Origin of the sequence: Curtobacterium herbarum (genome assembly GCF_016907335.1) — a bacterium.
Taxonomy (GTDB): Bacteria; Actinomycetota; Actinomycetes; order Actinomycetales; family Microbacteriaceae; genus Curtobacterium; species Curtobacterium herbarum.
In genome coordinates this window covers 3,289,795-3,308,779 of record NZ_JAFBBT010000001.1, presented here as the reverse complement: position 1 = coordinate 3,308,779, position 18,985 = coordinate 3,289,795, and the positions used below count along the sequence as shown (strand labels likewise).

General features: G+C 72.4%; 21 protein-coding genes. 9 read left to right on the top strand and 12 right to left on the bottom strand.

Annotated features, from left to right (window positions below; genetic code table 11):
• Positions 1–40: 40 nt before the first annotated feature.
• The gene (locus JOD51_RS15765) at positions 41–379 is read left to right on the top strand and encodes a hypothetical protein (RefSeq protein ID WP_204610168.1); all 339 of its coding nucleotides are present in this window, start codon (positions 41–43) and stop codon (positions 377–379) included.
• A gap of 28 nt (positions 380–407) precedes the next feature.
• Here the strand turns inward: JOD51_RS15765 and JOD51_RS15760 are convergent, their stop codons facing one another.
• Positions 408–1,400, bottom strand: a complete 993-nt coding sequence (locus JOD51_RS15760) for a helix-turn-helix transcriptional regulator (RefSeq protein ID WP_204610167.1) — start codon at positions 1,398–1,400, stop codon at positions 408–410.
• A 156-nt stretch (positions 1,401–1,556) separates the two neighbouring features.
• On the opposite strand from JOD51_RS15760, the gene JOD51_RS15755 reads away from it, so the two are divergent.
• From JOD51_RS15755 to JOD51_RS15745, 3 genes are all read left to right on the top strand, one after another.
• Positions 1,557–3,284: an AMP-binding protein gene (locus JOD51_RS15755; protein WP_204610166.1), complete on the top strand. Its 1,728-nt coding sequence runs from the start codon at positions 1,557–1,559 to the stop codon at positions 3,282–3,284.
• A 35-nt stretch (positions 3,285–3,319) separates the two neighbouring features.
• Positions 3,320–3,487 carry a hypothetical protein gene (locus tag JOD51_RS15750; protein WP_204610165.1) on the top strand — a complete coding sequence of 56 codons (168 nt, stop codon included), beginning with the start codon at positions 3,320–3,322 and terminating at the stop codon, positions 3,485–3,487.
• Between the two features lie 124 nt (positions 3,488–3,611).
• Positions 3,612–4,073: a BLUF domain-containing protein gene (locus JOD51_RS15745; RefSeq protein WP_204610164.1), complete on the top strand. Its 462-nt coding sequence runs from the start codon at positions 3,612–3,614 to the stop codon at positions 4,071–4,073.
• 84 nt (positions 4,074–4,157) lie between these two features.
• Here JOD51_RS15745 and JOD51_RS15740 read toward each other — a convergent pair whose 3' ends face one another.
• The 3 genes from JOD51_RS15740 to JOD51_RS15730 form a co-directional block, all read right to left on the bottom strand.
• Complete coding sequence (locus JOD51_RS15740; RefSeq protein ID WP_204610163.1) at positions 4,158–5,369, bottom strand: FAD-dependent oxidoreductase; 1,212 nt, start codon at positions 5,367–5,369, stop codon at positions 4,158–4,160.
• Between the two features lie 175 nt (positions 5,370–5,544).
• Positions 5,545–5,961 carry a GNAT family N-acetyltransferase gene (locus JOD51_RS15735; RefSeq protein ID WP_204610162.1) on the bottom strand — a complete coding sequence of 139 codons (417 nt, stop codon included), beginning with the start codon at positions 5,959–5,961 and terminating at the stop codon, positions 5,545–5,547.
• Positions 5,962–5,994: 33 nt separating this feature from the next.
• The gene (locus JOD51_RS15730; RefSeq protein ID WP_204610161.1) at positions 5,995–6,294 is read right to left on the bottom strand and encodes a Dabb family protein; all 300 of its coding nucleotides are present in this window, start codon (positions 6,292–6,294) and stop codon (positions 5,995–5,997) included.
• A 153-nt stretch (positions 6,295–6,447) separates the two neighbouring features.
• Between JOD51_RS15730 and JOD51_RS15725 the strand changes: the two genes are divergently transcribed.
• The gene (locus JOD51_RS15725) at positions 6,448–6,804 is read left to right on the top strand and encodes a VOC family protein (RefSeq protein WP_204610160.1); all 357 of its coding nucleotides are present in this window, start codon (positions 6,448–6,450) and stop codon (positions 6,802–6,804) included.
• Between the two features lie 115 nt (positions 6,805–6,919).
• Here JOD51_RS15725 and JOD51_RS15720 read toward each other — a convergent pair whose 3' ends face one another.
• On the bottom strand, positions 6,920–7,378 hold the full coding sequence (locus tag JOD51_RS15720) for a DUF4383 domain-containing protein (RefSeq protein WP_204610159.1): 459 nt from the start codon (positions 7,376–7,378) through the stop codon (positions 6,920–6,922).
• A 116-nt stretch (positions 7,379–7,494) separates the two neighbouring features.
• Positions 7,495–7,836, bottom strand: a complete 342-nt coding sequence (locus tag JOD51_RS15715; RefSeq protein ID WP_204610158.1) for a metal-sensitive transcriptional regulator — start codon at positions 7,834–7,836, stop codon at positions 7,495–7,497.
• Positions 7,837–7,931: 95 nt separating this feature from the next.
• Here JOD51_RS15715 and JOD51_RS15710 point away from each other — a divergent pair, with 95 nt between their 5' ends.
• From JOD51_RS15710 to JOD51_RS15700, 3 genes are read left to right on the top strand one after another with little or no spacing between them, the layout of a single operon-like run.
• Positions 7,932–8,159 (top strand): heavy-metal-associated domain-containing protein, encoded by a 228-nt coding sequence (locus tag JOD51_RS15710; protein WP_372378252.1) that lies wholly within the window; start codon positions 7,932–7,934, stop codon positions 8,157–8,159.
• A 50-nt stretch (positions 8,160–8,209) separates the two neighbouring features.
• Positions 8,210–10,402 carry a heavy metal translocating P-type ATPase gene (locus JOD51_RS15705; RefSeq protein WP_204611333.1) on the top strand — a complete coding sequence of 731 codons (2,193 nt, stop codon included), beginning with the start codon at positions 8,210–8,212 and terminating at the stop codon, positions 10,400–10,402.
• On the top strand, positions 10,399–10,890 hold the full coding sequence (locus tag JOD51_RS15700) for a DUF4396 domain-containing protein (RefSeq protein ID WP_259558462.1): 492 nt from the start codon (positions 10,399–10,401) through the stop codon (positions 10,888–10,890). The genes JOD51_RS15705 and JOD51_RS15700 overlap by 4 nt, the downstream gene beginning before the upstream one ends.
• Positions 10,891–10,992: 102 nt before the next feature.
• Here the strand turns inward: JOD51_RS15700 and JOD51_RS15695 are convergent, their stop codons facing one another.
• Genes JOD51_RS15695 through glgX form a run of 3 tightly spaced genes read right to left on the bottom strand, consistent with a single transcriptional unit; the run spans position 10,993 to position 14,166 of the window.
• A complete protein-coding gene (locus JOD51_RS15695; protein ID WP_204610157.1) occupies positions 10,993–11,178 on the bottom strand; it encodes a hypothetical protein in 186 nt (61 codons plus the stop codon).
• A gap of 41 nt (positions 11,179–11,219) precedes the next feature.
• Complete coding sequence (locus JOD51_RS15690) at positions 11,220–12,107, bottom strand: SDR family oxidoreductase (RefSeq protein ID WP_204610156.1); 888 nt, start codon at positions 12,105–12,107, stop codon at positions 11,220–11,222.
• A 40-nt stretch (positions 12,108–12,147) separates the two neighbouring features.
• Positions 12,148–14,166: a glycogen debranching protein GlgX gene (gene glgX, locus JOD51_RS15685; RefSeq protein WP_204610155.1), complete on the bottom strand. Its 2,019-nt coding sequence runs from the start codon at positions 14,164–14,166 to the stop codon at positions 12,148–12,150.
• A 93-nt stretch (positions 14,167–14,259) separates the two neighbouring features.
• Here glgX and JOD51_RS15680 point away from each other — a divergent pair, with 93 nt between their 5' ends.
• A complete protein-coding gene (locus JOD51_RS15680; RefSeq protein ID WP_204610154.1) occupies positions 14,260–15,219 on the top strand; it encodes a helix-turn-helix transcriptional regulator in 960 nt (319 codons plus the stop codon).
• Positions 15,220–15,289: 70 nt separating this feature from the next.
• Here JOD51_RS15680 and JOD51_RS15675 read toward each other — a convergent pair whose 3' ends face one another.
• The 3 genes from JOD51_RS15675 to JOD51_RS15665 are packed head-to-tail and all read right to left on the bottom strand — an operon-like array spanning position 15,290 to position 18,775.
• Positions 15,290–16,060 carry a copper homeostasis protein CutC gene (locus tag JOD51_RS15675; RefSeq protein ID WP_204610152.1) on the bottom strand — a complete coding sequence of 257 codons (771 nt, stop codon included), beginning with the start codon at positions 16,058–16,060 and terminating at the stop codon, positions 15,290–15,292.
• Positions 16,057–17,598: a M81 family metallopeptidase gene (locus JOD51_RS15670; RefSeq protein WP_259558475.1), complete on the bottom strand. Its 1,542-nt coding sequence runs from the start codon at positions 17,596–17,598 to the stop codon at positions 16,057–16,059. The genes JOD51_RS15675 and JOD51_RS15670 overlap by 4 nt, the downstream gene beginning before the upstream one ends.
• Complete coding sequence (locus tag JOD51_RS15665; protein WP_204610150.1) at positions 17,591–18,775, bottom strand: ROK family transcriptional regulator; 1,185 nt, start codon at positions 18,773–18,775, stop codon at positions 17,591–17,593. The genes JOD51_RS15670 and JOD51_RS15665 overlap by 8 nt, the downstream gene beginning before the upstream one ends.
• Between the last annotated feature and the right edge of the window lie 210 nt (positions 18,776–18,985).

The following is an 18,985-nucleotide window of genomic DNA, read 5'->3' as shown; positions in this document are numbered from 1 at the left end:
TCTGGGACCGACCGCATCCGGTCCTGCGTTCACTGGGCCGGTGAAGGACATCCACTACGCCGGCCGGGCGATCCGGACCACCGACGGTGCTGCCGACGCCGTCATCCGGTACGCCGCCGTGCTCGGGGGGAACGGGAAGACCGACACCATCGACGTGCCGACCTTCGACGACGAGGGCCGACCCGCCGTCGAGACGCTGCTGCTCGGTCCCGCCAGCCTGATCACCGTGAGCAGCGCGGTCGACGACCTGCGCGCTCCGGCGATCGACGACGCGGGGTTCGTCGAGCACGTTCGACGACTGGCGGTGCTGGCCGGTCCCGTGCGGCCGGTGCACGAGGATCCTGAAGTGCAGGCCGAGGGGCTCGGCGGCTTCGACTGAGGCCGAGCCGCCGACCGCGACGACGCCGTCAGCGCCGCAGGGTCTCCCGCGGGTACTCGCCGAAGGCGTTCCGGTAGGCGGCGGAGAACCGTCCGAGGTGCGCGAACCCCCACACCCGGGCGACCGCCTGCACGGACCCGGTCGTCGCATCGGTCTGCAGCAGCTCGTGGCGGACGCGTTCGAGGCGCACGTGCTGCACGTAGCGGAGCGGGGGCATGCCGAGGTGACGCTGGAACGCCTCCTGGGTGGCGCGGACGCTCAGCCCGGCGGCCCGTGCGACGTCCGAGACGGTGAGCGGTTCGGCGACGTGCTCGTGCACGTACTCCACCGCGGCACGCAGTCGCGCCCGACGGGGCAGGAGCACGGCGGGCGGCAGCGGGACGACGGTCGGCGGGTACATCCGGAGGAACGCCGCCGCGGTCCCACGGGTGAGCGTGTGCCACAGGAGGCCCTCCACACCGCCGACCCGGAGTGCACGGGAGAGCAGCGCCAGGCTGCCCCGCCAGTGCGTGACCGTGGCCGGGTCGAGGGTGCGCAGGTGGTCGAGGCCGAGATCGGCGACCTCGCCGGTGTGGAACAGCTCGTCGGCGACCGCGTGCACGAGCCGGCGGGACATGTGCACCAGGCGTTGGTCGTGGTCCTGGTAGTCGAACACGAACTCGCGGGCGGTCGGGAAGAGCATCGGGACGTCCCGGACCATCGGCACGCGGTCGTGGACGACGTCGGGGATCCCGTGGCCGGCCGTCAGCCACTGCACGATGTACTCGTCGGACGCCGGGACCAGGCCGCGGATCGAGCCGGCGATCTGCGACCGGCGGAGTGTCACGTCCGCGTCACCGACGGCGGTGTAGCGGTACGAGAAGGGCCGGCCGGAGGTGCGCGCCGACCAGTGTCGGCCCGCGTAGAAGCCGCTGAGGTCCACGACGGCCGCGTCGGGGGACCCGCCGAACGCCTCGAGGCGGACGGTGCTCCGGTCCTCGGCCGCGGCACGGTCGGACGCGGTGTCGTCGATCGTGGTCATCCGTGTCCTCTCCGTCCGGGCGCGCAGGCAGGACGCACCATCGGAGACCGTACGGATGACGTCGGTCTGTCCGCGAGGGGTTGACTCACGAGGTCTCGATGCGCTATCAACTGTGTCCTGCTGTGCATCCCGGGCTGGATGGGGCAAGGTCAGAGGATGCGCACCGAACCCGCCTCCGCCTTCCGCGCCGCCCGAGACGTCCTGCTGCACGCCCGCTCCGACAGTGCCGCCGCGCGCCGGGACTTCCGCTGGCCCGAGGTCGGCGAGACGTTCAACTGGGCGATCGACTGGTTCGACGTCATCGCGCAGGGCAACGACCGTGAGGCGCTCGTGATCGTCGAGGAGGACGGCCGCGAGTCGCACACCACCTACGCCGAGATGTCCGCGCGGTCGGACCGGCTGGCAGCTCGCCTGCACGACCTGGGCGTCGGCACGGGCGACCACGTCCTGCTCATGCTCGACAACCAGCTCGAGCTCTGGGAGTCGATGCTCGCGGTGATGAAGGTCGGCGCCGTGATCCTGCCGACCTCGACCATGCTCGGCGCCGCGGACCTGCAGGACCGGGTCGACCGCGGACGGGTGGCCCACGTGGTCACGACGCTCCGCGAGACCCCGAAGTACGCCGACGTCACGGGGGACTTCACGCGCATCGTCGTCGGCGGCAGCGCGGACGGGTGGACGACCTACCCGGACGACCTCGGCGAGCCGGCACCCGCGGACGAGTGGCGCCCGGAGGTCGTGACCGCCGCCGACGACCCCTGCCTGGTGTACTTCACCTCGGGGACGACCGACAAGCCGAAGATGGTCGTGCACACGCAGACCTCGTACCCGGTCGGGCACCTGACGACGATGTACTGGATCGGCCTGCAGCCCGGCGACGTGCACCTGGCGATCAGCTCGCCCGGCTGGGGCAAGCACGCGTGGAGCTGCTTCTTCGCCCCGTGGATCGCCGAGGCCACCGTCTTCGTGCACAACCAGGAGCGCTTCGACCCGGCCGCCCTGCTGCACCAGCTCGAGCGGGCCGAGGTCACCTCGTTCTGCGCCCCGCCGACCGTGTGGCGCCTGCTCATCCAGGCCGACCTCGGCGCCCGCCCCCGTGCGCTCCGCGAGGTCGTCTCCGCCGGCGAGCCCCTCAACCCCGAGGTCATCCGCCTGGTCGAGGAGGCCTGGGGCACGACCATCCGCGACGGCTACGGCCAGACCGAGACCACCGCGATCGTCGGCAACGCCCCGGGCGACACCGTCCGCCCGGGTGCGATGGGCCACGGTCTGCCCGGCATCGCGATCGAGCTCCTCGACCCGGTCACCGGCGAGGCCGGTGTCACCGAGGGTGAGGTCTGCCTCGACCTGACCACCCGTCCGGTCAACCTGATGGCCGGCTACCTCGACGCCCCGCAGCGGACCGACGACGCACTGCGCGGCGGGTACTTCCACACCGGCGACGTCGCCACCCGGCACGAGGACGGCTCGCTGACCTTCGTCGGCCGGACCGACGACGTCTTCAAGTCCTCCGACTACAAGGTGTCGCCGTTCGAGGTGGAGAGCGCCCTGCTCCAGCACCCCGCGGTCGCCGAGTCCGCGGTCGTCCCGGCACCGCACGAGTCGCGGCTCAACGTGGTCAAGGCGTACGTCACCCTCGCCGCCGGGTGGGAGCCGAGTGCCGAGACCGCGCGGAGCATCCTGGCCCATGCCCGCACCGCGATGCCGGCCTGGCAGCGCGTCCGTCGGCTCGAGTTCGGTGCGCTGCCGAAGACCGTGTCGGGCAAGATCCGCCGCGTCGAGCTCCGCGCACGCGAACAGGAGGCCGCGGGCGGGCCGCCCGTCGTGGGGGAGTGGCGCGACGACCAGTTCGACGGTCTGCGCACCGGCCGCCGCGAGGACTGACCGGACACCCACCGGATCGGCGTAGCGTCCCCGACATGAGTGATGCACTGAGTGGAACCGGTCCGGACGGCGTGAGCGACGACGACGCACGACGCACCGAGGAGCTCCCTGACGGGTCCGCCTCGGGCAACGCCACCCAGGACCCGGAGCAGGACAGCGACGTGGACTCCGGCGGCGAGCCGGCGGATCCCGAGCAGGACTGACCCACCGCCGCTCAGCGGACAGCGGCGCCCCGTTCCCAGCCGCGCCGGAGTTCGCTGGCATCCGGTTCCTCATCCGTCCTCCGCGGGTGTGTCGGGCCTCCCCGACCGGAAAGCGGTGCCCCTGATGCTGTCGCTGATCTACTCGAGCGTCGCCACGGACTCGTTCGACGACGCCGCACTCGCCGGCCTGCTCTCGCAGAGCCGCACCGCCAACGAGCGGAACGACGTGACCGGCATGCTGCTGTTCCGGAACGGGTACTTCCTGCAGCTGCTCGAGGGCCCGGACGCCGCGGTGCGCGCCAAGATGGCCACGATCAAGACCGACCCGCGGCACACGAAGGTGACGATGCTGCTCGAGGACGTCATCGAGGAGCGGCAGTTCCCCCGGTGGACGATGGCGTTCGCGCCGACCTCCGAGACCGACCTGGAGGACGTGCCCGGCTACCGCTCCACGTTCGACGACGTCGAGTCGATCTCCGCCGAGACCCCCGCCCCGGACGCGGTGCCCTCGAACGCCTCACCGGCGCTCCGCGAGCTGATCCGCTGGTTCCAGACGCGACCGGACCGGTTCCGCACCGCCGGCTGACCCGGCCACGGCCGGACCGGAGGCCCGTGGCGGCGCCGCCACGGGCCTCCCGTCCGTCGTCCGCCCCGCGGTGCGCGTGCCGGGTCAGGTCGACGGATCGAACCGGTACATCCACGCCGCCGGTCCCACGCGCCGTCGGCGTGCCGTGAGCGCAGCGCCGGGCAGGACCAGCCGATCGCGGAGGGCCGACCCCACCACGCCGAGCGTCTTGCTCCGGTCCAGCAGCTCCCCCTGCCGTGTGATGGCGTCGACGCGCCGACTCCGCAGCTCCTGCATCCGGACCGCGAGGGTCGGCGCCGGCGCTCCACCGGCGACCAGCGCGCCGAGGACGACGGCGTCCTCGAGCGCCAGGGAAGCGCCTTGCCCGGCGGTCGGCGGGATCGCGTGCGCCGCGTCCCCGATGAGGACCACCCGCCCGCGCCCCCACCGAACCGGACGCGGGGTGGTCCGGGAGGCCCACACGTCGACGGTCCGCGAGCCCGCCACCAGTGCCGCGAGCGGGAGGACGTCCCGCCCGACGAGACGCGGGAGCTCCGCGACCCACTCCGGGCCGCTCATGCCCACGGCGACGCCCACGCCGCCGGCCACCGTGCTGAGGCGTGGGTTGGCGAACCACGTGACGGTCGACGCGTCGACCCGCATCGTGCTGACGAAGCACTCCCTGCCGAACCGGAACTGCAGCGTTCCGGTGGTTCCGGTCTCGGCGTCGGTGAGTCCGCTGCCGGAGTACCTGCCGCCGATGCTGACGACCGGGGCCAGGACGTCCCGCGACGTCGCGGCGTCCGGCCCGGGGCCGTGGCCTCCGAAGGTGCGTCGGAAGGCAGAGCCGACACCGTCCGCACCGATGACGACGTCTGCCGTGAAGCGCTCGGACGTCTCGGTGAGCACGCTCGCCCGGTTCCCCTCGTCGACGGCGCTCAGCACACGTGCTCCGGTGACGATCGTGATGCCCAGTCGTTGCACCTCCGTGCGGAGCAGCCGGTAGAGATCGGCTCGGTCCAGCGAGCGCGTCGTCGCTCCGGCGTCCTGCAGCCCGAGCGGGAGGTCCGCGGTCAGACGCCCTCGCGGGTCGAACGTCTGCAGTCGCGGCGTCGGGACCCCGATCGCCGACACGGCCGCTCCGAGACCGAGTTCGCGCAACGCTGCGACTCCGTTGCTGGCGACCTGCAGCCACGATCCGACATCGTCCGCGAACCCGGCGGTGCGCTCCAGGACGATCGGGTCGGCCCCCGCTCGGTGCAGGGCGACGGCGGCGGCGAAGCCGGCGATCCCGCCCCCGACGATGACTGCCTGCATGCGGTGAACCCGTTCGTGTCGGTGGGGGACCAGCCGCCTCGATCAGCGGCGATCGCGTCGTCTCACTGCGGCGGCCCGCACCACGACCTGCCCGATGCGTGACGCGGACGTCTCGGCAAGACGATCGTACGGCGACGCGGCGCCAGCTGCCCTGAGAAGCCGGGCAGTCGGCCGGCTACCGGACGCGTGCCATCATCTTCGACGGATCGTCGAGGGGCGCGAAGCCGAACTGGGCGTAGAGGCCGTGCGCATCGCCGGTCGAGAGCAGCGTGCGCGTGAGTCCGAGTGGTTCGAGGTCGTCGACCACTGCGGCGAGGAGCAACTTGCCGACTCCGCGCCCGCGGACCTGCGGGGCGACGAACACGTCGCAGAGCCACGCGAAGGTCACGCCGTCGGTCACCACTCGCGCGCAGGCGACCTGCTCGCCGGTCACGTCGTCGTGGACGCCGTAGTTGCGGGATGCGTCGATCGCAGCGTCCTGTGTCGCTCGCGATCGTCCCCGTGCCCAGTACGACTGCTCACTCAGCCATGCGTGCACCTGCGCCCGGTCGACCCGATCCGTCCCCGTCGAGGTGCTGTACCGCTCCGCCATGGACTTCACCGTACCGGCGAGTCCACGAGGCGATCAGCCCGCGACGTCGAAGACGACCACCCGCGCGCTCCGCGCCCCGATGTGGTCCGCCACCGGCTGGTGTGCCGGGTGGGGCAGGTACCCGTCGCGGGCGGCGGCGTCGCGGAACCGGACGACGAGCGCCCAGTCGAAGCCGCCCTCGAGTCCCTCGGGGCTGACGCTCGGCCCGGAGGTGACGGACACGACGCCGTCGATGGTCGGCAGGTGTTCCGCGACGAGGGCGCTCGCGCGTTCCGGCGCCGTGCCGTCCTCGCCGTCCCAGTCCACGAGCACCACGTGCACGATCTCGGTCATGGTCGTCCTCCCGTCGGGGTCGCGCACCGTCGGCGGGCGATCACCCCGAGCCTCCGCCGCCGTGCTGGACGTACCCCGAACCGTCCGGGGCTGGGTCGTCGCGGACTCCCGGCGGCCTAGCGTCCAGGGCACACCACGACGAGAGGAAACACCATGGCAAGTGGAGTCGCAGCAGTCTGGGTCCCGGTCAGCGACATGGAGCGCGCCGTCGCGTTCTACCGCGACACGCTCGGTCTCACGGTGCAGGACCAGTCCGACGACTGGAGCGAGATCGACGCCGGCGGTCTGATGATCGGCCTGAACGGACGCGAGTCCGCCAGCCAGTCGAGCGACGGCGGCGCGGTCATCTCGTTCCAGCCGGACGGCAGCATCGAGGACGAGGTCGCCTCGCTCAAGGAGCGCGGCGCGGACATCCAGGGCGAGATCAGCGAGCACCCGTGGGGCAAGATCATCCCCTTCAAGGACACCGAGGGCAACGACCTGCAGCTGTACTCGCCGCCGCAGGGCTGAGGACGCGTCGGCCGTGCGACGTCGCACGGCTGGACCGCACGAACGGGAGGCCCGTGACCAGCTGGTCACGGGCCTCCCGTTCGTCGTCAGCGCGGTGCGCGGACCGTCACTGCTCTCAGCGGGCGGTGCGTGCCCCGGCGCGCGGCAGGACGATGCCGAGCAGGATCATCGCGACGGCGAGCACCAGGTGCAGCACGTTGTCGGCGATGTTCAGCGGCACGAAGTTCGCCGCGGTGGGCATGCCGGCGGTGAACAGGCCGTAGATGAAGAGCACGGCGTAGACGATGCCGCCGATGAGCAGGTACTGGCGGGCGAAGCCGTGCGAGCGGGCGGCGAGCAGGCCGACGATGCCGAACAGCAGGTGGACGATGTTGTGCAGGACGGACACCTGGAAGATGCCGAGCAGCTTGGCCATCGAGTCGTTGCCGCCGACCGACATGGTGCCCATGTCCATCGTCAGGCCGGGGATGAAGCCGGCGATGCCGACGATGATGAAGACGACGCCGAAGAGCAGCGCACCCTTCTGGGTGAGCGTGGTGCCGTAGCCGGATCGTGCCGTTGCGTTCGTGGTCATGAGGGAACCTCTCGTCAGGTGTCGACGCGGTCGGTTGCCATGCGCCTCGCAGGACATTCGGAGTGGACCAGCAGTCGGTTTGGTGGGAGAACCCAGCAGTACACGAGCTGGACCTGTCAGGACCGAACCAAGCGCTTGATGGCCAGAGTGGCTTCCTGGATCTTCGCTTCGGCCTCGTCACCACCGCGGGCGACCGCATCCGTGACGCAGTGGCGCAGGTGGTCCTCGAGCAGTTCCATCGAGACCGCCTGCAGTGCCTTCGTCATCGCGGACACCTGGGTGAGGATGTCGATGCAGTACTCCTCGTCCTCCACCATCCGCTGCAGCCCGCGGGCCTGACCCTCGATCCGGCGCAGGCGCTTGCGGTAGTCGTCCTTGGCGGAGATGTAGCCGTGGTGGTGGGCGGACTCGGGCTGTGCGGCCTCGGGGTGTGCGGTCTCCGCTGGTTCGTCGCTCATCGGGAACAGATCCTCGTCGTCGGGGTTACGGTAGGGGTACCCCCCATGGGTATGCGACATCGTACCCGCACACCGGGTGTCACGAGGAGGACCGGATGACCGACCTGCAGACCGAGACCTACGCGATCGACGGCATGACCTGCGAGCACTGCGTCATGAGCATCGACGAGGCGTTCCGCGAACTGCCGGGCGTCACCGACGTCCAGGTCGACCTGGTCGCCGGCGGCCGCTCCACCGCGACCGTGACGAGCACCGCGCCGCTGGACGACACCGCCGTCGACGCCGCGGTCGAGGACGCCGGCTACACCCTGGCGGAGCGCTGACACCGGTGACGACGACCCCGCCGGCCCCGGTCGAGCTCGCGATCGAGGGCATGACGTGCGCCTCGTGCGCGAACCGCATCGAGCGCAAGCTCAACAGGATGCCCGGGGTCTCGGCGACCGTGAACTACGCCACCGAGACCGCGACGGTCGCGCTGCCCGACGGCACCGCGGTGGACGACGCCATCGCCACCGTCGAGCAGGCCGGGTACGGCGCACGCCGTCCCGAGCCCGAGCAGCCCGACGTGGACGCGCTCGCCCCGCTCCGGCGTCGCCTGGTCGTCTCCACCGTCCTGGCGGTGCCGGTCGTCGCGCTGTCGATGGTGCCGGCCCTCCAGTTCCCGTGGTGGCAGTGGGTCGCACTCGTGCTCGCCGCCCCGGTGGCGACGTGGGGTGCCTGGCCGTTCCACCGTGCCGCCGCCCTGAACGCCCGGCACGGCAGCGCGACGATGGACACCCTGGTCAGCCTGGGCGTCGCGGCCGCCTTCGTGTGGTCGCTCTGGGCGCTCGTGTTCGGCGGCGCCGGCGGTCCCGACGTGCACATGTCCTTCGCGCTGACCGCTCCGCGCGGCGCCGCCCCGGAGCCGTACCTCGAGGTCGCGGCCGCCGTGACCGTGTTCCTGCTCGCCGGGCGGTACGCCGAGGGCCGCGCGAAGACCCGGTCGAGCGCCGCCCTCCGTGCCCTGCTCGCCCTGGGCGCCAGCACCGCCCGGGTGCTCCGTGACGGGACCGAGGTCGAGGTCCCGGCCGCGTCCCTCCGCGTCGGCGACCGGTTCGTCGTCCGCCCCGGTGAGCGCATCGCCACCGACGGCACGGTCGTCGACGGCACCAGCGCGGTCGACAGCAGCGTCATGACCGGGGAGAGCGTCCCCGTCGAGGTCGGCCCCGGCACCGCGGTGACCGGCGCGACCGTCAACGTCGGCGGCCTGCTCACGGTCGAGGCCGTCCGGGTCGGCGCGGACACCGAGCTCGCCCGGATCGGCACGCTCGTGACCCAGGCGCAGACCGGCAAGGCCGACGTGCAGCGCCTGGCCGACCGGGTCTCCGGCGTGTTCGTCCCCGTCGTGCTCGGGCTCGCCGCCCTGACCCTGGTCGGGTGGCTCGTCCTCACCGGGGACGTCGAGGCCGCCCTGACCGCCGCCGTCGCCACGCTCGTCATCGCCTGCCCCTGCGCGCTCGGGCTCGCCACACCGACCGCACTGCTGGTCGGCACCGGTCGGGGGTCGCAGCTCGGCATCCTCATCCGCGGCCCGCAGGTCCTCGAGGCCACCCGCCGCATCGACACCGTCCTGCTCGACAAGACCGGCACGGTCACCACCGGCACCATGCGGGTCACCGCGGTCCTGCCCGCCGAGGGCGAGGACGCCGACGCCGTCCTCCGAGCCGCGGCCGTCGCCGAGTCCGGGTCCGAGCACCCGATCGCCCGCGCGGTCGTCGCCGCCGGTGCTGTGGACTCCGCCGGCACCGACCCCGCCAACCGCCCCGAGTCGTTCGCATCAACCGCCGGACTCGGCGTCCAGGCGCTCGTCGACGGCGTGCTGGTCCTGGTCGGGCGGCCGGTCTGGCTCCGCGACGCCTGGTCCGTCACCGTGCCCGAGTCCCTCAGCACCGCGGCGACCGAGGCCGAGACCGCCGGCCGCACCACCGTCGCCGTCGCCTGGGACGGCCGGGTCCGCGGGCTCGTCGTCGTGGCCGACACCGTCGCACCCGGGGCCGCCGAGGCCGTCCGCCGACTGCAGGAGCTCGGGCTGGACACCGTGCTCCTCACCGGGGACGCCGCCGGGGTCGCGCAGCGTGTCGCCGCCGAGGTGGGCATCACCCAGGTGACCGCCGGCGTCCGACCCGAGGACAAGTACCGGATCGTCACCGAGCTGCAGGCCGCGGGTCGGACCGTCGCGATGGTCGGCGACGGCGTGAACGACGCCGCCGCGCTCGCCGCCTCGGACCTGGGCATCGCGATGGGCACCGGCACCGACGCCGCCGTCGAGGCCGCGGACATCACCCTGGTGCGGGCCGACCTCCGGGCCGCGGTGGACGCCGTCCGGCTGTCACGCCGGACGCTCCGCACCATCCGGGCGAACCTGTTCTGGGCCTTCGCGTACAACGTCGCCGCGATCCCACTCGCGATGGCCGGGCTCATGAACCCTGTCATCGCCGGGGCCGCGATGGCGCTGTCGTCGGTGTTCGTGCTGACGAACAGCCTGCGCCTGCGCCGCTTCCGCTCCGTCGACGGGAGCGCCCGGTGAGCGGGCACAGCGGCGACATGAGCGGCCACGGCGACATGAACGGCCACGGCCCCGCGACCACGTGGTCGGCGGCTGCCCAGGCGACGCTGCACTGCCTGACCGGGTGCGCGATCGGCGAGGTCCTCGGCATGGTCATCGGCACGGCCACCGGGCTGCACAACGCCGGGACGGTGGTGCTGTCGATCGTGCTGGCGTTCGTGTTCGGCTACGCCCTGACCACGCGCGGGGTGCTCCGCTCCGGCCTGTCGCTCGGCGCGGCACTCCGGGTCGCGCTCGCCGCGGACACCGTGTCGATCGCGGTGATGGAGGTCATCGACAACACCGTCGTGGTCGCGATCCCGGGCGCCCTCGACGCTCAGCTCGACCAGTGGTTGTTCTGGGGGTCGCTGGCGCTGTCCCTCGCCCTGGCCTTCGTCGTCACCACGCCGGTCAACCGGGCGCTGATGCGCCGTGGGCTCGGCCACGCGAAGGTGCACGCGCACCACTGAGCGCACCACCTCGCGCACGACTGCGCATGCGCACGACGGGAGGCCCGGTACCAGCTGGTACCGGGCCTCCCGTCGTGTGGTCAGCGCGTCCGCGCCGTCCGGTCAGGCGTCTGCGTCGCCCTCGTCGGAGCCGTCGACGACGGCGTCCTCCTCCGCGTTGAAGTGCGAGTCGTCACCGGTGAACCCGGCGGCGACACCGCCGGGCTCGTTGGGGACGGTCCCGTCGTCGCCGAGCCCGTCCGGCTTCGGCGTGCCCTCGGGGTCGTGCGCCGTGGTGTCGTTGCTCATGGTGTGCTCCTTCGCAAGTGCTGACCGGACTCGGATCGTGCTCAGAAGGCGGGCGTGCCGCCGGCGACCGTGATCGTGGAACCGGACTGGTAGCTCGATTCTGGACTCACCAGGTGGACGTACGCCGCAGCCAGCTCGGCCGGCTGCCCCGGACGGCCGTACGGCGCCTGCTGGCCGAAGGTCGACACCGTCTCGGCGTCGTCCGAACCCGGCTGGAGCGGCGTCCACACCGGACCCGGGGCGACCGAGTTGACGCGGATGCCCTTCGGCGCGAGCTGCTGCGCGACCGCCTCGGTGAAGAGCTTGATGGCGCCCTTCGAGACGGCGTAGTCGATCTTGTCCGGCGACGGGGTGGACGCCTGGATCGAGCCCGTCGTGACGATCGTCGAGCCGGGCTCCAGGTGCGGGACCGCGGCCTTCGTCAGCCAGAACAGCGAGTAGATGTTCGTCTTGAAGGTCGAGTCGAACATCGACGTGTCGAGGGTCAGGATGTCGTCGTTGCTGTCCATCCGGCCGGCGACCATGACCAGCGTGTCCAGGCCGCCGAGCTCGTCGACGCCCTTCTGCACCAGGTCGGAGCAGTACTGCTCGTCGGAGATGTCCCCCGGGAACAGCACGGCCTTCCGGCCCTCGCCCTCGAGCAGGTCGCGGACCTCCTCCGCGTCCTCCTGCTCGTCGGGCAGGTAGGAGAGCACCAGGTCGGCGCCCTCCCGCGAGAGGGCGATCGCGGCGGCCCGGCCGATGCCGGAGTCGGCACCCGTGACGATGCCACGGAAGCCCTCCAGCCGGCCCGTGCCGACGTAGCTCTCCTCGCCGTGGTCCGGCTTCGGGTCCATCTTCCACGCGGCTCCGGGCAACGACTGCTCCTGCTTCGGGAACGGCGGTACCGGGTAGAGGGTGGTCGGGTCCTGCTTCTCGTACTGGCTCATCGTTCCACTGTCCTCCCGGGTGGGCTGGAGGCCTCTCGGGCTAGTGCAGGGCCGTGAAGGAGGCGTCGCGGACGAGCAGCGTGGTGGCGTCGCCGTCGAGCTGCTGCTCCGGGTCGCTCGAGAGCCCGAGCGTCCAGCTGCCGCCGCCCGGCTTCTCCGGCAGGGTGAACTCGACCGTGGTCTCGGAGGCGTTCAGCAGCACGGCGACCGAGTCGTCGCCCTGCTCGAGCACGAGCATCACGGAGCGGTTGCCGCCGTCGGCCCAGTCGCCGTCCTCGAAGCCGGCGTCGTCGGCGCGCAGCACCGACACCGTGGAGTCGGAGTGGCCCGGGGCGGTTCGGTACCACTCGGGGCGGAGCGCCTCGTGCTGCTTGCGGAACGCGATCGCCGCGGTCGTGAAGGCGAGCAGGTCCGCGTCGGCCGCGGCCCAGTCGAACCACGAGATCTCGTCGTCCTGGCAGTAGGCGTTGTTGTTGCCGCCCTGCGAGCGGGCGATCTCGTCGCCGCCGAGCATCATCGGCACACCGGCGGAGAGCATCAGGGTGCCGAGGAAGTTGCGGCGCTGACGGTCGCGGTAGTCGTTCACCGCACCGTCGTCGGTCGGGCCCTCGACGCCGCCGTTGAACGAGGTGTTGTTGCTCTCGCCGTCGTTGTTGTCCTCGCCGTTCGCCTCGTTGTGCTTCTCGGCGTACATCGTGAGGTCGGCCAGTGTGAAGCCGTCGTGCGCGGTGACGAAGTCGACCGAGCAGAGCGGGGAGCGGCGCGAACCCTCGTAGACGTCGGGGGAGCCGAGGACGCGCTGCACGGCGTCGCCGAGCGCACCCTCGTCGCCGCGCCAGAACGCGCGGAGGTCGTCGCGGTACTTGCCGTTCCACTCCGACCAGTCGGCCGGGAAGCCGCCCACCTGGTAGCCGGCGGTGTCCCACGGCTCGGCGATCATCTTCACGTCGCGGAGCACCGGGTCCTGGTGGATGATGTCGAGGAACGCGGAGTGCTTCTCGGCCTCGCCGTCCTGCCGGGTCAGCGTCGTGGCCAGGTCGAAGCGGAAGCCGTCGACGTGCATCTCCTCGACCCAGTAGCGGAGCGAGTCCGTGATCAGCCCGAGCGCGTTCGGGTGCGACACGTTCAGGCTGTTGCCCGTGCCGGTGGTGTCGAAGTAGTTCGCCTCGTCGCCCTCGACCAGGCGGTAGTACGACTGGTTGTCGAGACCCTTGAAGGACAGCGTCGGGCCCATGTGGTTGCCCTCGGCGGTGTGGTTGTAGACGACGTCCATGATGACCTCGAGCCCCGCGGCGTGCAGGGCCTTGACCATCTCCTTGAACTCCGCGACCTGCTCGCCGGCGGTGCCCGAGGCGGCGTACTCGTCGTGGGGGGCGAAGAAGCCGATGCTGTTGTAGCCCCAGTAGTTCCGGAGGCCCTTGTCCTCGAGCGTGGAGTCCTGCACGAACTGGTGCACGGGCAGCAGCTCGACGGCCGTGATGCCGAGGTCGGTGAGGTGCTTGATCGCGGCCGGGTGCGCCAGGCCGGCGTAGGTGCCGCGGATCTCCTCGGGCACGTCGGGGTGCTGCTTCGTGAAGCCCTTCACGTGGACCTCGTAGACGACGGTGTCGGCGAGCGGGGTCTCGAGCCGGGTGTCGCCCTGCCAGTCGAACGAGCGGTCGGCGACGATCGAGCGCGGCATGGCGGCGGCCGAGTCGGACTCGTCCATCTGCTCCGGCTCGTCCATGTCGTGGCCGAACAGCTCCTGACCCCAGCGGTACTCGCCGTCGATCGCGGTGGCGTACGGGTCGAGCAGGAGCTTCGCCGGGTTGTGACGCAGGCCGTTCGCCGGGTCCCAGGCGCCGTGCACGCGGAAGCCGTAGCGGGTGCCGACGGTGACGTCCGGCACGACGTCGTGGAAGGTGTAGCCGGTGCGGTTCGTCAGCTCGGTCCGGTGCTCGGTGCCGTCGTCGTCGAACCGGCAGAACTCGATGCGCTCGGCGGTGCTGGAGAAGACGGCGACGTTGGCGCCGCCGTCGACGAGGGTGACGCCGAGGGGGTTCCGCGTAGAGGAGGTCATGACTCCTTCTACCGGTCGGCGACTGTGCCCCGCGCCGATCGGCGTACCCCGCAGGTACTCGCGCAGGACGGACAGACATGGGAACATCAGGGCGTGACCCATCTGCGCCCGAGCTCGGGGACCCCCGACGGCTTCCGAGCCGTCCGGTTGGCGGGGACCAGTGCGACCCGACCGACGAGTCTCAGCGACACGTACGGTACCGGCGGGGGCATCGGTGACGAGCGCTCCGCCTTCCGGTACACCGGCGCCGGCGACGCCGACCTGTCGCTCCGTGGGTCCGCGGTGGAGGGCCGCCGCGCCGGCACCATGCAGCCCCGCGCCGACCACATCGTCTTCTGGATCGGCGACGGCAGTGCGGTCATCACCGCCGAGGACGGCGTCCGCACGACGATCCGCCCCGGTCAGCCGTTCCTGATCGCCGCCGCGCTCCGGTACGACTTCGACGCCGCCACCAGCCGCGTGTCGATGCTGCACCTGTCCGACCGGCTGCTGCGGTGGGCGCTCGCCGCCGAGGGCGTCCAGGTGGCCGGCCCGCTGCGGTTCCGGCGGACCGAGTCCGACGCCGACCTCGCCGAACTGCGGTCGGTCCTGCAGTCACTCGGTGGGGCGATCACCGACGAGTCGGTCGTCGGCCGCGAGCGTGCCGAGCTGAACGCCCGGATCGCACGGACCGTGGTCGCCACCTTCCCGGTGGACGCCCCCGCGACGACGAGCAGCGAGCGGCTCCGCGTCGCCCTGGCCTACATCCAGCAGCACGCGCACCGCACCGTGACGCTCGCGGACATCGCCGCCGCCGCCGGGATGAGCCCGCGCGGGCTGCAGCAGTCGTTCAACCGGTCGATCGGGGTGTCCCCGCTGGCACACCTGCGGAACGTCCGACTCGACGCCGTGCACCAGGAGCTCCGGACCGCCGACCCGTCGACCGCCGCGGTCGCCGAGGTCGCCCGGAAGTGGGGGTTCGCCCACCTCGGCCGCTTCTCCGGCGCGTACCGGACGCGGTTCGGCGAACTGCCGAGCGCGACGCTGCGGAGCGTCGCGCTCCCCGCCGACTGACCCGGCTCGGCACGGCCGGGAGGCTCGGCACGGCCGGGAGGTCCGGTGCCGCCCCGCCCCGCCGCCCGCGTCAGCCGCGGTGCGCGTCCACCGCAGCCCGCGCTGCCCGCACCACCTCGGCGTCGGTCTCGAAGTGCCCGCTCCCGGCGTCCCCGGCGCCCATCGGCACCCCGGCGTGTGCGGTGTCCGCCCGGCGCTTCGCCGAGAGGTGCACGGCGGCGGCCCCGGTGCCGAGCAGCACGGGCACGTCCGCGGGGGTGACCCCGGCACCGGCCATCACCTGCACAGGGCCGGCTGCCGTGACCATCCGGGCGATGGTGTCGGCGCCGGCGAGGGCGGTCGGGGCGCCCCCGGAGGTGAGCACCCGGGTGAACCCGAGGTCGGCGAGTCCGGCCGCGGCGGCGACGGGGTCGTCGGCGTGGTCGATCGCCCGGTGCAGGGTGACCTCGGCGTCGGGCCGCTCGGTGCGGGCCGCGGTCACGAAGCGGGTGAGTGCGGCGGTGTCGAGCGTGTGGTCCGGGCGGAGGGCACCGACCACGACGCCGGTCGCCCCGGAACGCAGCACGGCGACGAGTTCGCGCACCATCAGGTCGACCTCGTCGTCGTCGTGCACGAAGCCACCCGGACGGCAGCGCACCAGGACGTGCACGGGCAGCCCGGTCGCGACGGCCGCCTCGACGAGCCCCTGCGACGGGGTGAGTCCGCCGAGCTCGAGGGCGCTGCAGAGCTCCACGCGGTCGGCGCCCCCGGCCCGGGCGGTCGCGGCCCCGGTGACCGACGTCACGGCGATCTCGAGCGAGCGGGCCGCGACACGGCCACCGACACCGACACCGTCGGTCATGCGTGCACGCCGAGTGGTCGGTCGGACCCCGGGATGATCCGGGCGGACAGGTCGGGCGGCTCCGGGAAGGTCCGGTCGAACGGGTACATCGGTCGCTCGATCCGGTGGTGGCCGAGTCGCTCGAGGTCCTGGTCGACACCGCCCGGGGTGAGCGCGAGCATCCAGTCGGCGGCCATGTCGTACAGCTCGGGTTCGAGGTAGCCGATCTTCACGACGACCAGGTCGGCGCTGCGCGGATCGAGGTCCAGGTCGGTGAAGTCGTGCTCGTGGTGGTACGGCTTCCGGAGCTCGGTGAGGATCGCGAAGACGCTGCCGACCTGCAGCACGACCTCGGTCCGGGCGTCCCGGTCGCCGGTCTTCACCGCGTGCACGCGTCCGGTCATGGTGAGCGGTCCGGCGTGCAGGTCGTCGACCTCGGCGCCCGCGGTGACCGTGACGGTGGCGCCGACGCCGGCCGCGACGCACGCGGCGACCGCGGCGGGGCCGGGGACGCTGGCGTACAGGACGACCGGGCCGTCGGTGCTCCGGAACTCGTCGCGCGCGAGCAGCTGCGTCAGCCCCCACGTCATGTCACCCGAGCCACCGGCGGTCGGGTTGTCGCCGGAGTCGGAGACGAAGTACGGGCGTGCGGCGCCCGGGGCCAGTGCGGCGGCCAGGCACTCGTCGAACGAGCCGGCCGGCGCGACGAAGGCGAAGTCGTCGCGGGCGTCCCAGAACGACCGGGCCAGGCGCTCGGCCCCGGCACGGACGGCGGCCTCGTCCCAGCCGGTGACGACCGTGACGGCACGGTTCCGCGGCTGGTCGGCCCAGGCGTAGCCGACCCAGATCGCGGCGTCGAGCACACCCTCGGTCGACTCGACCTCGGCGACCTGTCCGTACACCGACGCGGCGGGCTCGATGCGGGTCGAGGTCTTCTCGCCCGGCAGCAGCACCGGCACCGGGATCCAGGCCTTCACCGGGCGCTGCGAGCCGACCGGCCGGGTGGTGAGCACGTCGACGAGGTTGCGGACGGCGCGCTCCTTCGTCTCGAGGGCGTCCTCGTGCGGGGCGAGCCGGTAGCAGGTGATCAGGTCGCACTGGTGGGCGAGCCCGGGTGAGACGTTGCCGTGCAGGTCCATCGACGCCGAGACGACGACGTCCGGGCCGACCACCGCGCGGATGCGGTCGAGCAGCGTGGTCTCGGCGTCGTCGAGCCCCTCGACCACCATCGCGCCGTGGATGTCGAACCACAGGCCGTCGATCGTGGTGTCGGCGGCGATCGCGGACAGCCGGTCGGTGATCTCGGCGCTGAGCTCCTCGAAGGACTCGCGGAGCACGACCCCGCCGGGCAGCGCGTGGCCGATCAGGGCGCCCCGGAAGTCGGCGCGGTCGGCGAGCGGCGCCAGGAAGTCGTAGCGGGCGACGACCTCGTCGCCACGGTCCGGGTGGAACGCGGCGGCCGGGGTCCGGGTCGGCGTGAACGTCGAGGTCTCGATGGCCAGCCCGGCGATGGCGATGACCGGACGTCGGGTGTCGGCGGTGGTGCCGGAGTCAGACACGGGTGCTCCTGTTCCTGGTGGTGCGCAGCGGGACGGGGGTGGACAGTTCCTCGAGCGACGCCGCCAGACCGCGCTGCAGGGCGAACTGGCCGGCCCCGACGAGTCCGGCGTCGGCGCCGAGCGAGGCACGTTCGATGACGAGGTGCTGGGTCACGAGCGGGTGGCAGCTCTCGTAGAGCTGGCTCCGGACGGCGGCGACGAACGGCTCGAGGGTGGACAGGATGCCGCCGAGGGAGACGGCGTCCGGGTTGAAGAAGTTCACGTTGGCGGCCAGGACCTCGCCGAGGTAGCGCCCCGCCATCCGCACCGCGCGGGTCGCCTCCGGGTGCGCGTCGGTCGCCAGTCGGACCACGTCCTGCGTGGTGCTGACGTCGACGCCGGCCTCGCGGAGGATCCGGACGAGCGCCGCCCCGGACGCCACGGTCTCGAGGCAGCCGGTGTTGCCGCACGAGCACGGGGTGTCGCCGGCGGCGTCGATGCGCACGTGCGTGATGTCGCCGGCGGCTCCGGTCGAGCCGCGGTACAGGTGCCCGTCGATGATGATGCCCGCGCCGATCGCCGACCCGGCCTTCACCGTGATCGCCTGGCGTCGGGTGGACGGCTGCACGGTCTGCTCGCCCGCGGCCATGCAGTTCGCATCGTTGTCGATCGCGGCCGGCACCCCGAAGTGCTCGGTGAGCCAGGCGGCGACCGGGAACCCGTTCCAGCCGGGCATCCGGCTCGGCAGGTCGACGACGCCCGCCTCGACGTCGACCGGACCCGGGAGGCTCAACCCGACCCCGCGCAGGCCGTCGCGTCCGCGTTCGGTCACCAGGGCGTCGAGGAGGCCCGCGAGTGCGGCCAGGCCGGCCGTCGGACCGTCGGCGAGCGCGAACGGGACGGTCGAGACGGACTCGAGCGCGCCTCCCGGCAGGACGATGCCGATGCGGACGTGACCGCCGCCGACGTCCGCGGCGACCGCGTACTCGTCCGTCCCGCCGATCCGCAGGACCTTGCGGGGCCGACCGCCGGTGGAGACGTCGGTGCCCTCCTCGGCCAGGATGCCGTGCCCGAGGAGCTGCCCGACGACGTGCGACACGGTCGACGGCGCGGCACCGAGGAGCTGGGCGATCTCGGTCCGACTCGAGGCCTGACCGCTCGCGATGAGTTCGAGCACGCGGGAGCTGAGGTCCGGCACGACTTTCTCCAATCGGCGTCAACCGGGCGCGGAGACCGCCCGACGTGACCGAGCCTACGGGGCAGAAGGACCGGTCCGCGCTTTCCGCCGTTCCGCAGAAACAGACTATTTACACGAGAACGTTTGTTTTTCCAACGACTTCGGCCATTGACTGTGCCTGGCACCCGGACCCGGTCCGGACGCCGCCTCCCGAACCTCCCCCGACGCCGC